14 protein-coding genes are annotated in these 13503 nt (G+C 55.7%); 2 read left to right on the forward strand and 12 right to left on the reverse strand.

Going from position 1 to position 13503, the window contains the following annotated elements; translation table 11 throughout:
* The 10 genes from QE270_RS05135 to glmM all read right to left on the reverse strand — a co-directional run.
* Positions 1–1364, reverse strand: a 1364-nt coding sequence (locus QE270_RS05135; RefSeq protein ID WP_300036213.1) for an NAD(P)(+) transhydrogenase (Re/Si-specific) subunit beta, incomplete at its 3' end; no start/stop codon positions are given.
* Between the two features lie 31 nt (positions 1365–1395).
* Complete coding sequence (locus QE270_RS05140; RefSeq protein WP_300036176.1) at positions 1396–1677, reverse strand: NAD(P) transhydrogenase subunit alpha; 282 nt, start codon at positions 1675–1677, stop codon at positions 1396–1398.
* A gap of 9 nt (positions 1678–1686) precedes the next feature.
* A complete protein-coding gene (locus QE270_RS05145) occupies positions 1687–2817 on the reverse strand; it encodes a Re/Si-specific NAD(P)(+) transhydrogenase subunit alpha (protein WP_300036179.1) in 1131 nt (376 codons plus the stop codon).
* Positions 2818–2952: an aa3-type cytochrome c oxidase subunit IV gene (locus QE270_RS05150; RefSeq protein WP_300036182.1), complete on the reverse strand. Its 135-nt coding sequence runs from the start codon at positions 2950–2952 to the stop codon at positions 2818–2820.
* Positions 2953–3189: 237 nt separating this feature from the next.
* Entirely contained in the window at positions 3190–3609 is a 420-nt protein-coding gene (locus tag QE270_RS05160) for a DUF2177 family protein (protein ID WP_300036185.1), read from the reverse strand.
* Between the two features lie 73 nt (positions 3610–3682).
* Complete coding sequence (gene folP, locus QE270_RS05165) at positions 3683–4774, reverse strand: dihydropteroate synthase (protein WP_300036188.1); 1092 nt, start codon at positions 4772–4774, stop codon at positions 3683–3685.
* Positions 4771–5901, reverse strand: a complete 1131-nt coding sequence (locus QE270_RS05170) for a DNA methyltransferase (protein ID WP_300036191.1) — start codon at positions 5899–5901, stop codon at positions 4771–4773. The genes folP and QE270_RS05170 overlap by 4 nt, the downstream gene beginning before the upstream one ends.
* Before the next feature lie 212 nt (positions 5902–6113).
* On the reverse strand, positions 6114–6695 hold the full coding sequence (locus tag QE270_RS05175) for a ribonuclease HII (protein ID WP_300036216.1): 582 nt from the start codon (positions 6693–6695) through the stop codon (positions 6114–6116).
* On the reverse strand, positions 6692–7834 hold the full coding sequence (gene thiD, locus QE270_RS05180) for a bifunctional hydroxymethylpyrimidine kinase/phosphomethylpyrimidine kinase (protein ID WP_300036195.1): 1143 nt from the start codon (positions 7832–7834) through the stop codon (positions 6692–6694). Before thiD ends, QE270_RS05175 begins: the two co-directional genes overlap by 4 nt.
* The gene (gene glmM / locus QE270_RS05185) at positions 7834–9174 is read right to left on the reverse strand and encodes a phosphoglucosamine mutase (RefSeq protein ID WP_300036198.1); all 1341 of its coding nucleotides are present in this window, start codon (positions 9172–9174) and stop codon (positions 7834–7836) included. Before glmM ends, thiD begins: the two co-directional genes overlap by 1 nt.
* Positions 9175–9270: 96 nt before the next feature.
* Here glmM and QE270_RS05190 point away from each other — a divergent pair, with 96 nt between their 5' ends.
* Positions 9271–10515 (forward strand): cation:dicarboxylase symporter family transporter, encoded by a 1245-nt coding sequence (locus QE270_RS05190; RefSeq protein WP_300036201.1) that lies wholly within the window; start codon positions 9271–9273, stop codon positions 10513–10515.
* On the forward strand, positions 10502–11497 hold the full coding sequence (locus QE270_RS05195; RefSeq protein WP_300036204.1) for an aldo/keto reductase: 996 nt from the start codon (positions 10502–10504) through the stop codon (positions 11495–11497). Before QE270_RS05190 ends, QE270_RS05195 begins: the two co-directional genes overlap by 14 nt.
* Here the strand turns inward: QE270_RS05195 and QE270_RS05200 are convergent.
* Positions 11494–12171, reverse strand: a complete 678-nt coding sequence (locus tag QE270_RS05200) for an NnrU family protein (RefSeq protein WP_300036207.1) — start codon at positions 12169–12171, stop codon at positions 11494–11496. The genes QE270_RS05195 and QE270_RS05200 overlap by 4 nt on opposite strands.
* A gap of 48 nt (positions 12172–12219) precedes the next feature.
* Positions 12220–13503 (reverse strand): amidohydrolase family protein (locus tag QE270_RS05205; protein WP_300036210.1); only part of this gene is annotated, 1284 nt, incomplete at its 5' end.

The raw sequence follows: 13503 nt of genomic DNA on the forward strand, positions 1-13503 counted from the left end.
ACAATGTCTTCGCACATCTTCTTCGCATCGGCGAGAAGCATCATGGTTTGATCCATGTAGAACACATCATTGTCGACGCCAGCATAGCCAACGCCGCCCATGGAACGCTTAACGAAGAACACGGTCTTTGCCTTGTCCACATCAAACACCGGCATCCCGTAGATTGGTGATGTCTTGTCGGTTTTGGCCGCTGGGTTCACAACGTCATTTGCGCCAATAATGAATGCAACATCGGCTTGCGCAAATTCGCTATTGATATCCTCAAGCTCGAACACTTCATCATAAGGCACCGATGCCTCGGCCAGCAGAACGTTCATATGGCCCGGCATACGCCCCGCAACCGGATGGATGGCGTATTTTACGCTCACACCCTGTTTTTTCAGGACATCCGCCATTTCGCGCAGGGCATGCTGCGCCTGCGCAACTGCCATACCGTAACCGGGCACGATGATAACGCTTTCCGCCTGCTGCATCATATACGCAGCATCTTCAGCAGAACCACGCTTCCATGGGCGTTGTTCCTTGGCCTCGCCGCTGGAGACAGCGGCCTCCGCGCCAAAGCCGCCCGCGATAACGCTGATGAAGCTGCGGTTCATGGCCTTGCACATGATGTAGGACAGGATCGCGCCTGATGAACCCACCAGCGCACCAGTGATGATCATCGCAGTATTATGCAGCGTGAAGCCCATAGCGGCGGCAGCCCAACCGGAGTAGCTGTTCAGCATCGAAACGACGACCGGCATATCTGCGCCGCCAATCGGGATGATGAGCAAAAAGCCGATGAGGAAGGCAAGCGCGGTAACGGTCCAGAAAATCCAAGGACTTTGGTCAACGGTGAAATAGCCGATGAGACCAAGGATCGCTGCCAAAGTACCAAGGTTTATAATGTGGCGCAGCGGCAAGAGGATCGGCGCACCCGACATTTTGCCAGCAAGTTTCAGGAATGCGATGACCGACCCCGAAAATGTGATGGCACCAATGGCGATGCCCAAGCCCATTTCAATACGGCTAACCGGGTTAATCAGGCCATCTTCACCTGCGATGCCAAAGGCAGCGGGGTTAAGAAACGCGGCAGCGGCAACAAGAACCGCGGCCATACCAACAAGCGAGTGGAACGCGGCCACAAGCTGCGGCATATCGGTCATGGCGATCTTGCGTGCCGTAACCCAGCCAATGCCGCCACCGATCGCGATAGCACCGAGAATTTCTGGCAGCGATGCGACTTCGTGCGTTACCAAGGTTGTGACAACGGCGATCAGCATGCCGGCCATGCCAAACCGGTTACCGCGCTGCGACGTTGCCGGCGACGAAAGCCCGCGCAGAGCCAAAATGAAGAAGACGCCCGAAATCAAATATGCGAGCATGACCCATGCGGGAGGAGCAGTATGTTCCAACTTAACGCTCCTTTTTCTTATACATCGCAAGCATGCGTGCCGTCACAGCAAAGCCGCCGAAGATATTTACGCTCGCAAGCGCAATTGCAACTAGGCCAAGCCATTTAGCAGTAGGCGATCCCCCTGCTGCTCCTGCAATTAACGCACCAACGATGATGACTGAAGAAATTGCGTTCGTAACGGCCATCAATGGCGTGTGGAGCGCGGGTGTGACTGACCAGACGACATAATAGCCAACAAAACAGGCCATCACGAAGACGGATAAAATTGTAATAAAGTCCATTATGCCCCCTTACGCCAACAGGCGTTCATTCACGACCTTGCCATCTTTGGTCAGGCGAATTGCTCCGGTAATTTCATCATCATCGGGCAAAACAGGCTTGCCAGCTTCTTTGTCCCAAAAGGCCGACAGGAAATTGAACAGGTTACGCGCATAAAGCGCCGATGCATCCGCCGCCAAATGTGCTGGCGTATTGCTGTAGCCGACGATTTTTACGCCGTGCTTTATGACGACTTCGTCTGCTTTTGAGCCTTCGACATTGCCGCCCTGTGCAACCGCAAGGTCAAATATCACTGAGCCCGGCTTCATGCTCGCGATTTGCGCGTCGGACACCAGACGCGGTGCTGGACGACCAGGAATTAGCGCCGTTGTGATAACAATGTCCTGCTTCGCGATATGCGCAGACACGAGCTCGGCCTGAGCTGCTTTATACTCATCGGACATTTCGGTTGCGTATCCGCCAGCGCCCTCACCTTCGATGCCGGCGACATCCTCAACGAAGATCGCCTTGGCGCCTAAGGATTCAATCTGCTCCTTGGTTGCCGAACGCACGTCAGTAGCAGACACCTGAGCGCCCAAACGGCGCGCCGTGGCGATCGCCTGAAGCCCTGCCACACCAACGCCCATGATAAACGCCTTGGCTGCGCTTACTGTTCCGGCGGCGGTCATCATCATTGGAAAGGCACGGCCGTAAACCGACGCGGCTTCGATCACAGCCTTATATCCCGACAGGTTCGACTGCGATGACAGTATGTCCATCGATTGCGCGCGCGTGATGCGCGGCATGAATTCCATCGCCAGCGCTTCCACACCAGCCTTGGCATAATCGTCGATACGGCCACGCTGGCCAAAGGGGTCAAGCCCCGCCACCAGCCACGCGCCAGACTTCATGCCCTTCAGCGCTTTGGGGTCTGGCCCTTGAACACCCAAGACAATGTCCGCATCCTTCAACACAGACTCCAGTTTCTCGACCATAGCGCCAGCAGCTTCATAGTCGCTGTCACCGATGGACGCACCTGCGCCCGCTTCTGTCTCGACAGAAACAGTGGCACCCAGTCCAATGAATTTCTTAACGGTTTCGGGCGACGCAGAAACGCGGGTTTCGCCTGGGGTGGTTTCCCTCAGTACAGCGATCTTAACCACTTAAGCCGCGCGACTTGCGATGATCAGAACGACAAGCGCCGTGACAGCTGCCGATACCACCGTGCCCCATTTAAAAAGGGTGATGAACTTCGAATATGTCTCTTTTGCAGGTTCAAGGTCGTGATCGTTTGTCAAAACAGCCTCCATATAAACTTTTATTACATGGAGGCCTTAACCGCTCATTTTCCAATGCTCAAGCGTGATGAACAAAGAAAATATCGTCACTGCCTAACCGGCTCTTTACCCGCTCGCTTCACCAAAGCCTTTAAACGACCATTATAGCTCTCGCATGACCGAGGTTGCGCGCCAGCTGGGTATCAGCCGGTCAACCTTGCACTGAGTGCGTTCTGATCAGGGGACAAGCGACGCCGCTTAAGAGGCCTTGCCCAACAAAGCTTGGGTAACCCAAAAGCCCACAAGCGAAGCCGACCCCGTCAGAAATGTACCCCAAATGATATCAAGCACGGTCACTTTCGTGCTCCACACCTTCAAAGTTGCGTAGTTCGTCAGATCATAAGTCATGTAGCAAAAGAAGCCGAGCAGCGCGCCCCAAACAATCGCCGTCTGCCATTTGCCCGTGAGCAAAGCCGGCCCGACAGCGAAGATCATCATCCCCAAAATATATAGCAGATAAAAAATAACCGCTGGCCCCAAACGGAAGCCATTCTTCATCATCATTTCGCCAATCTCAGGCTGGTAAAGCCGTGTGTACATGCTGCGCAGCCAGACGCTGTCGATAACTGCAAACGCGAGACCCGTTGCGATATAACCAACCAAATATTTCATAAACATAATATACTCTCCTCGAACCTGCCAAAGCTGCCTGTGAATGCCTCACGGGTCAAGGTGGCCAAATAGCTATAGGTTACATTGTCGCTGTTAACGCTGCATCGCGAAGGCCGCGCCAAACCTGAATAGCTTGCACGGTTTCGGCTACGTCATGCACACGCACGATATGCGCGCCTTGCTCTACTGCCTTCATGGCGACGAAAATAGACCCGCCAAGGCGGCTCCCTGCGTCCGCTTCGTTCGATAGCGCCCCAATCAAGCGCTTGCGGCTCGCCCCAAACAATAACGCGCAACCCAAGGCGTGGTACATTGCGAGATTGTTGATGATCGCCAAATTCTCGCTCAGGGACTTCCCAAAACCAATACCCGGATCAACCAATATCTTGTCGCGTGAAATGCCGGCCGCCTCGACTGCAGCGATGCGCTGTTCAAGCCAGTCAAACACGTCGTATACGACATCCTTATAGATGCCGTCCTTATGCGGATCGCTGCTTTGGCTTGGCGCGTGCATCAGGACTATAGGAACGTCGCTAGCGCGCGCTACGTCTAAAGCGCGGTCGTCATATAAGAACGCCGAAATGTCGTTGATCATAAAAGCGCCCGTTTGCACAGCACCCTCCATCACCAATGCTTTGCGCGTATCGATTGAAATTGCGGTACCTGCACCCGCCAACCTGCGGATGACCGGGTCGACGCGCGCCAGTTCGTCACCTTCCCAGACCAATGCAGCACCGGGACGTGTAGATTCACCGCCTACATCAATGATAGCGGCGCCCGCGGTCGACATTGCAAACGCGGCCTCGACTGCGATTTCGGGCTCAAAGTTCTTGCCGCCGTCTGAAAAGCTGTCGGGTGTTGCGTTTATGATGCCCATCACTTGCGGTTGATCAAACCGGATGGTGCGCGCACCCATGTAAAGCGCAGCGCGAGGGGACGTTATATGTGCCAGCAGAAGCGCGCAGCGTTCGCGGTGCGCGTGAGACAGCGTCGCCGTAAAATCAGTCCACTCATGAACAGCTATCAGCCGCCGATGTGTGGCTGTTGCAGCACGCTCGATATATTCGATTTGTGAGAACCAAAGCATGGTTCCTGCAAGTCGCAGGCTTTCCCCGTCGTGCCGTTGTGGGCTCTCCACAAAGCCGGAAGGACGAAGATAGATTTGGGTCACGGCTCGGTAGCGAGCAAATAGGTTTGGCGCAGATCGTCAATCGGTTTCATTGCGCCATCGGCGGCAGCATAATGCCAATAGGTCCATCCATTGCAGCTTGGCGCATTTTGGATAGTCGAACCCACTTTATGAATGGAACCATCTACAACGCCGCAAATGACGGACCCGTCCGCCCGCACCGTCGCCTCAAAGTTCTGCTTCCGATCAAACAACTTCGTGCCGGGGTTCAAATAGCCGGCCTCAACCAACTGACCGAAGGCGACCTTTGGCGCAGACTTTGGCGACTGCATGGTCTTGATCGCGCTTTCGTCCAGCGGCAAAGCAGCGGCGATGCGCTCTTCGGCCACTTCACAGTAAACGTCTTCACGTTCGCAGCCAATCCAGTCACGGCCAAGACGGCGTGCGACCGCGCCTGTTGTGCCTGTTCCAAAAAATGGATCAAGGACGACGTCACCGGGCTTCGTACAGGCGAGCAATATGCGATACAGCAATGCCTCAGGCTTTTGCGTCGGGTGCGCCTTCACGCCATTGCGCTTCAACCGCTCCTGTCCGCCACAAATGGGGATAAGCCAATCGGACCGCATCTGCAGCTCGTCATTCAGCGTCTTCATCGCGCGATAGTTGAACGTATATTTCGACTTTTCGCTCTTTGACGCCCAAATCAAGGTTTCATGCGCGTTGGTGAAGCGGGTGCCTTTGAAATTTGGCATCGGGTTGGACTTGCGCCAGACGATATCGTTGAGGATCCAATATCCAGCATCTTGCACAGCCGTGCCGACGCGGAAAATATTATGATAGCTGCCAATGACCCAAAGCGAGCCATTTGGCTTTAAAATGCGGCGCGCTTCGGCCAGCCATGCGCGTGTGAATTTGTCATAAATGGCAAAGCTTGCAAACTTGTCCCAGTCATCGTCAACAGCGCTGACTTTGCTATTGTCGGGGCGCAACAAGTCGCCACCAAGCTGCAGATTATATGGCGGGTCGGCAAAGACCATATCAATCGAGCAATCTGGCAGTGAGCGCATGGCCTCAATACAGTCCATCCGCAGTATTTGATTGCGCGGCAGTTCAGGTGCCGGTGCCAGCATTGCTTTTGTTGCTGGTCTAATTTTCTCAATAACACCCATTGCCTGCTCCTTCTGGCGCTTACCACACCGCGATGATTCAGTGCGGGCTCTGGGTCAAGGGCGTTGATCGCAAGGGAATCCTAGCCATGTTCCGCAAAAAGCGATCATCTAGGCGGAACGAAACGAGTCCGGCACAAGATGTGGAGTCTGGCGAATCTTTGGAGACTCAACACCTAGTGGTGTTGCCCGAAGGACTCACTGGCCAAATAAAATTATAGCAAAACCATTTGAGACACCGGCGCGAAGCTTTTCCGGTGCAAAGGCGTCGGCCCATGCGCCCGAAGCGCTGCAAGATGGTCTGGCGTGCCATAGCCTTTATTCTTTTCCCAACCATATTGCGCATGCTGCTGTGCAGCCGCACACATCAGCCGGTCACGATGTTCTTTGGCAATGATTGATGCTGCTGAAATACACGGCTCAACGGCGTCGCCGCCAACAATTGCCCGGGTATTCCAGCGCCATTCGGGGCGTCTACCGGCGGGTGTCATATTGCCGTCGACCAACACCTCAAGGGGGTCGCAGCCAAGCTTTGCGCATAAGGCATCGACGGCCAAGGTCATGGCAAGCATCGTCGCGCCAAATATGTTCAGGCGGTCAATATCCTCAACGTCAACCACCCCAACGGCCCATTGGCAGCGGCGCTTAATCGTTGCTTCAAGTTCGGCACGCCGCGCAGCCGTGAGCTTCTTGCTGTCATCCAGGCCTGAGGGACGCGGCTTACATAGAAGCACGGCCGCCGCGACGACAGGGCCTGCCAGCGGCCCACGCCCTGCCTCGTCCACACCGACAATCACATCCGCCACGCCGGATAGCGGCGGTTCTCGCCTGCACTGTAGAGGCAAACCATATTTCCGGCGGGATCAAGCAACTTTGCTTCACGCCAGCCCCAGCTTTCATCCTGCGGCTTCTGTTCGAAGGCATAGCCTTGACTGGACAGCTCGGTGACCCAAGCATCGAGCCGCTTGCTTTCGAAATACACCACAGTTGATGTCGCAATATCGTCACTTTGGTGGACGGAGAGGGTCACGCCATTGGGCACTTCAAACCGTGCATAACCATTGCCCGGGCTGTCGACTATTTGCTGAAGCCCAAGCGTCTTGTAGAAATCCACCGAGGCCGCATAATCACGGCATCCCACAGTGACGTGATTGAGCGACGGGCCTGCGACCATTGCGTCCTCACGCACCGATTGGTGCCCCATTGGGCCATGCCCTTGCCCAAGACCCGGCGCATCACGCAGGGCAAGCCGCACGAATAGACGTGCGCGTGCGATGGCGGGCACAAGCTCCATCCCCTGCCCCAAGCCAATTGCGATAGCGGAGGCCAGCGTGCACCCTGTACCATGCGTGCTGCGCGTTTGGATCCGTTGGTTACTCCAGCTTTCGCTTTGCCCCAGCGCGAGGTGGAGTTCGTCGATGATGTCATCGCCTTCCGCATGTCCGCCCTTAATCAGCAACGGAATGCGCCGCGCAAGCAACGCATCTTTGCCACCCAAAGCCTGAAGCTCAGGCAAATTGGGCGTAGTCAGAGTTGCAAGCCCCATAAGCCTTTCAAACGCGGCGATGGTATCCGCATCCGCCAGCACAGCTCCGCTGGTCGAGATCATGACGGGATCGAATATGATTGGGCAAGAAAGCTCCGACAGACTGTCCGCCACCGCATGCGCAGTCTCGGCATTGCCAATCATACCGATTTTGACTGCGTCCACGCCAATGTCGCCGACGACGGCACTGATCTGATCCATGACCATTTGCGTGGGGATCATATGCACCGCATCGACCCCAAGCGTATTTTGCGCGGTAATCGCGGTGACCGCCGTCGATGCATGACCCCCAAGCATGGTGACGGTTTTAATATCCGCTTGAATTCCCGCCGCGCCGCCGCTGTCGGAGCCAGCGATAATCAAAATGCGAGCGGGCGTGCCTTTGGCCATCAGGATGCAGCGGCCCTGACGGCGTCACATATGCTGTCAACAATCCGCTCGACCTGAACGGCATTGTCACCTTCTGCCATCACGCGAATAACGGGCTCTGTTCCCGATGGGCGAATAACCAAGCGGCCATTGCCAGCCAGCTCCGCTTCCGCCTTTGCAATCACCGTCTGGACGTTCGCATTGTCGAGCGGCTTGCCACCTGAAAAGCGCACATTTTTGAGCAATTGGGGGACGGGATCAAACAGGTGTAGTACCTCGCTTGCCGGCTTTCCGCTGGCGACGAGCTGGGTAAGAACCTGCAACGCCGCGATCGTGCCATCTCCTGTCGTGGCGTGGTCCAGCATGATCATATGGCCTGATTGCTCACCGCCCACATTGATACCGTGCTTGCGCATTTCTTCAAGGACATAGCGGTCGCCAACCTTCGCGCGGATGAGGCGCAAATCTTGGCTCTCAAGATAGCGTTCAAGGCCAAGGTTGGACATCACGGTCGCGACGATCCCGCCGCCAGTAAGCTTGCCGCTGCGGCTCATAGCGGAGCCAAGCAGCGCCATGATCTGATCGCCGTCGACCACGCGGCCATGTTCGTCCACAACGATAAGCCTGTCTGCATCACCATCAAGCGCGATACCAATATCCGCGCCCGCAGCCACCACGGTCTCCTGCAACGTTGCGATATGTGTAGATCCCACCTTGTCGTTGATATTCTTGCCATTTGGTTCAATGCCAATCGGCGTCACTTTCGCGCCAAGCTCCCAAATCGCGGTCGGCGCTACCTGATAAGCGGCTCCGTTGGCGCAATCTAGCACCACATGCAGTCCGTCAAAACGGATATGTTCAGGCACCGAAGCTTTTACCGCGTGAATATAACGCCCACGGCTATCCTCAATACGGCGCGCACGCCCGACGTCAGCCGCATCAGCCAGACCAACCGGCACATCCAGCAAAGCCTCAATTGCCAATTCATCGGCATCCGATAATTTGAACCCATCAGGCCCGAATAGCTTGATACCATTATCTTCGTAGGGATTGTGGCTGGCGGAAATCATGACGCCCAAATCTGCTCGCATCGAGCGAGTCAGCAAGGCCACGGCAGGCGTCGGGATCGGGCCAAACTGAACCACATCCATACCAACACTGGTAAAGCCCGCCACCAACGCATTTTCGATCATATAACCCGACAGGCGGGTGTCCTTGCCAATGACAACGCGGTGCCTATGCCCCCCGCGCAGAAAATGTGTGCCCGCTGCTTGGCCGACTTTCATTGCCATTTCCGGCGTCATAGAGCCGACGTTGCTCCGCCCCCTAATGCCGTCAGTTCCGAAATATTTGCGCGCCATTTTTGTTCCTGCTCTTTTGCGCGTCCAAATTGATTTTTTCGCGCTGATTAGCCTCTCCCTTGCATAGGGAGCGACTGGCTGGCAAGACCCGTCGCTATGTCAAACGCTACTCGCATTCTTCTCGCGCTCTTCATCGGTCTTGCCCTTGGAGTTTTCGCCGCCGCGCAAGCCCCCGTCATTGGGGTGCAAATTGCCTATTGGCTCGACATTGTCGGCTCACTTTGGCTCAATGGCCTGCGGATGACGGTCGTACCACTCGTGGTAGCGTTGCTCGTTACCGGCATTGTAAAAAGCGCCGAAGCAGCGCGCGCGGGGCCGATGGCGGCACGCACCGTGTTTTGGGTAGTGTGCCTTATGGTTGTCTCAGCCGTCTTGGGCGCGGTGCTTACGCCTGCTTTGCTATCCCTATGGCCGATGCCAGCGGAGAGCGCCGCTGCGTTGCGGGCGGCACTCACAACGGTTCCCGCTGTCGCGGAACAGCCGCCATTACGTGATTTTATCGTCGCGCTGGTTCCCACAAATCCCATATCTTCGGCGGCAAATAATTCGATCCTGCCGCTTTTAATCTTCACGCTGGTTTTTGCATTTGCAGTGACCCGCCTTGCGCAAGGGCCACGCGTGCAAATGGCTGGGTTTTTTAGCGCGCTTGCCGACGCGATGGTCATCGTTATCGAGTGGGTGCTGAAACTTGCACCCATTGGCGTATTCGCTCTGGCCTTTGTTGTCGGGGCCAGATCTGGGCTCGCGGCCTTAGGGGCCGTTGCGCACTATATCGTCACAGTTTCTATTGTGGGCATCATTGTGGGGGCTTTCGCATATCCGATAGCTGTTTTCGCCGGCAAGGTACGCCTCGGTGAATTTGTCAGGCAAATCGCGCCTGTTCAGGCATTCGCGGTGTCGACCCAATCGTCGCTCGCAAGCCTCCCGCTGATGCTGAAAAAGGCCGAAGCACTTGGTGTTCGCGAATCTACTGCAGGTCTGGTTTTGCCTATGGCCGTCGCTCTGCTGCGTGTGACCGGACCAGCCATGAACTTGGCCGTAGCGCTGTATGTTTCAAACTGGTTCGGGGTTGAGCTCGACGCTTTCGACTATGGCTTTGCAATCTTCATTGCCGCTTTAACCTCGATGGGTGCCGTAAGCCTGCCCGGCTCGGTCAGCTTCGTCACTTCAATTGCACCCATTTGCTTAGCACTCGGCATCCCGATTGAACCACTGGCGCTGTTAATTGCCGTTGAGACGCTACCTGACATTTTCCGCACCACCGGCAATGTGCAGATGGACGTCGCTCTTGCCACCGTCATCGAAGCCCCCGAAAAGGAAAAAGCTAATGCACTATCGTGAACTCGGCCACGGACTGAAGGTATCTGCACTTGGCGTCGGCTGCATGCCGATGGTCCAAGGCGGGAATATCACTTATGGTAAAAATGCCGACCCCGATGAGGCTATTAAGACCATCCACCGCGCCATCGACCTTGGCATCAATTTTTTCGATACGGCACAAATCTACGGACCGCTCCAAAATGAGGAACTTGTTGGCCAAGCCATAAAGGGCAAGCGCGACGGGCTAATCATTGCCAGCAAATTCGGTTTCAAATTTGACGGCGGTAATATTATTGGCGTGGACGGTTCATCCGCAAATGCAAAGTTAGCGGTTGAAGGTATATTGACGCGATTGGGTATCGACTGCCTCGACTTATATTACCAACACCGCGTTGACCCCAGCATCCCTATCGAAGAGACGGTCGGCGCGATGGCCGACCTCATAACCGAAGGCAAAATCAAACATATTGGTCTGTCCGAAGCTAGCGCGGAAACATTGCGTCGCGCCGCTGCCGTGGCACCAATTTCGGCGTTGCAGAGCGAATATTCGCTGTGGGAACGCGATATTGAGGAAGAAATCCTACCGACTTGTCGCGCGCTTGGTATCGGCTTTGTCCCTTACTCGCCGCTTGGTCGTGGGTTTTTGACCGGCGCATTCCGGAACCTTGACGAACTACCGGAGAATGACTGGCGGCGACAGGACCCCCGTTTTCAGGGTGATAATTTTGCGACCAATCTCGCGATTGTCGATATTGTGGGCGAGATTGCAGCCAAGCATGAAGCGTCCCACGCGCAAATCGCGCTGGCTTGGATATTGGCGCAAGGCAACGACATTGTTCCGATCCCCGGTTTCAAGCGGCGGGTCACGATGGAAGATAGTGCAAAGGCAAGCGACGTCACGCTCGACGCCGATGACCTCGCCACACTTGACCTAGCCGCTCCACGCGGCGGAACGTCCGGGCCGCGTTATGGCGAGCGGGGTATGAAAATGGTCCGGCTTTAAACGCCGATCCACCGAAAGAGACCCGCTCCAACAACACCCCAAACAGGGTGCGCCCAAGTCGCGACTGCCCAAAGCAATAGACCTGCAATCCATGGTCCGACCCCGACGCTTAACAAGCCTGCGGGGCGGACTATGAATTGCGTGCGGCGGATCCAAGCCGCCCACTGACCACCCAACATTGCGCGCTTTTTCATCTCCTGTGCCTTCGAACCGGCCAGAGCGAGGAAAATCAGACTACCCATAAAGATAAAGTTATCGGGTCGCGGTGCCACCAGAATATGCGCGATACCCCATAAGGCAAAACCCCACATCATGGGATGACGTGTCACCTTAAACACGCCAAATGGCGGTTGCGCTGCAAAGGCAGCGGGGACCCCAGGTAGTGACGGGTTACGAATGAACGATCCTGACAGCAACACTGCGGCGATTAAAGTCAGCAAACTTGCAACCACCCAGATGCCATCGCCAACGGCCCAAAGACCCTCTGCCTTGGGCGCACGACCAAATTCGACGACCATCCACACAAATGTTACAAGCGACACAGCGGAATAGACGACCATGAAGCCCTTTGGCCCAAAGCGTTGCACAAGAGGTACGCGCAATGGATGCGACATGAGGAAATGTGTTCCGACAAACAAAAGGCTAGCGGAAGTTAGAGCTAGATAACTGATCATAACCGATGCTTCCGCCTCCCAATATTGCCGTTAAAACCTTTCATCTCATCAGCGGTCATACGCCTTTGGTAAATCGCCTTCAGTTGGTCGCGCATAACGATCACGGAGGCGATTCTGACGATTGGTGAGTGGTTGCTCCACCCCGTCAATGAACACCGTTGTAGCCGCGCTGGAGAGCTCCAGCGGGTCGCCGTCCCAGATGACGACATCTGCGGCTTTACCGGCTTTCAAGCTCCCTAAACGGTCACCCACGCCCATAATATCTGCTGGAACCGAGCTAATCGCGGCAAATGCCTCATCCCAAGTCAGTCCCGTTGCGCCGGGCACAAATTGCAGACTGACAATATTGCCTGCATATTGCGTGGTATAACGCAGTTGGTGGGAATCGCGATCATTGATCATGCCAATCGCAACCTGAACGCCCGCGTCCTTCATACGTCCAATATTGCTCTGCGTTGCACCGAGCATTTCGAACGTTACAGGCAAATCATTGAGCGCCGAGGCAATAATCGGGACCCCAGCCTCTAACAGTTGGGGAGCAATCCGCCAACCTTCGCTCGCGCCGACAAAAACTATCTTCACCGAAGGAAAATCGCGTTTCAGCTCGATCAAGCGCAGCATGTCATTGGCGCCTTCAACGTGGATCAACAAACGCGTTTCGCCACGAAGCACATTCAGCAGCGCCTTTGCGTCTTCGGCCTTCAATAGCTCATCATCGAAATTACCACGGCCAGCGGCATAATCCTGCGCCTCACGCAGCATGGCGCGGAAATGCAGATGCGTTCCCGCACGGCTTCCGCCCGAGAGCGCGGATCCGTCCTCACCAAATTCAGCAAATTGGAAGGCGCGTGCCTTGGTCACTGGATTTGAGTCAGCGCCCAAATCAGCAATGGCGCCCTGCCCTGCAAAAATGCTCTCTGCGGCCTCAGGTGCGACCACGGCGCGGGTAACACCTGCAGCGCGGTTAACGGCAAATGGCGAACGAAACGGATCGATCGCCGGGGCAACATCGATCGCCGCGGAAAATCCGCTTTTGCCGCCGCTTTTGTCGTTGGTGCCCTTAACGGCGTCGACTTCAGACAGACCAAGCCGCGTAAAGCCTGCAAAAACACCGGGGGTCACCCACTTGCCCTTTGCATCTATCCGGCGGGCTCCAGCCGGTACGGCGACACTCATACCAACGGCAACGACATTCCCGTCGCGGATGATAACTGTACCCCCGTCAATTGGCGCAGTGCCGTCACCGACCACAACTCGGCCACCCGTGATTGCAATTGTTTCGGCCACAGCCGGTGTTGCGAATGCTGCCAATGCAGCAGCGGCGCAGAGGAA

It is taken from the genome of Sphingorhabdus sp., from assembly GCF_029865925.1.
Taxonomy (GTDB): Bacteria; Pseudomonadota; Alphaproteobacteria; order Sphingomonadales; family Sphingomonadaceae; genus Sphingorhabdus_B.

Bases quoted from the DNA above. Each gene is read 5' to 3' on its own strand.
- glmM (WP_300036198.1), bottom strand. From the start codon at position 9,174: ATGGCGCGCAAATATTTCGGAACTGACGGCATTAGGGGGCGGAGCAAC.
- QE270_RS05195 (WP_300036204.1), top strand. From the start codon at position 10,502: ATGCACTATCGTGAACTCGGCCACGGACTGAAGGTATCTGCACTTGGC.
- thiD (WP_300036195.1), bottom strand. From the start codon at position 7,834: ATGGCCAAAGGCACGCCCGCTCGCATTTTGATTATCGCTGGCTCCGAC.
- QE270_RS05140 (WP_300036176.1), bottom strand. From the start codon at position 1,677: ATGGACTTTATTACAATTTTATCCGTCTTCGTGATGGCCTGTTTTGTT.
- QE270_RS05190 (WP_300036201.1), top strand. From the start codon at position 9,271: ATGTCAAACGCTACTCGCATTCTTCTCGCGCTCTTCATCGGTCTTGCC.
- QE270_RS05160 (WP_300036185.1), bottom strand. From the start codon at position 3,609: ATGTTTATGAAATATTTGGTTGGTTATATCGCAACGGGTCTCGCGTTT.
- QE270_RS05170 (WP_300036191.1), bottom strand. From the start codon at position 5,901: ATGGGTGTTATTGAGAAAATTAGACCAGCAACAAAAGCAATGCTGGCA.
- QE270_RS05200 (WP_300036207.1), bottom strand. From the start codon at position 12,171: ATGATCAGTTATCTAGCTCTAACTTCCGCTAGCCTTTTGTTTGTCGGA.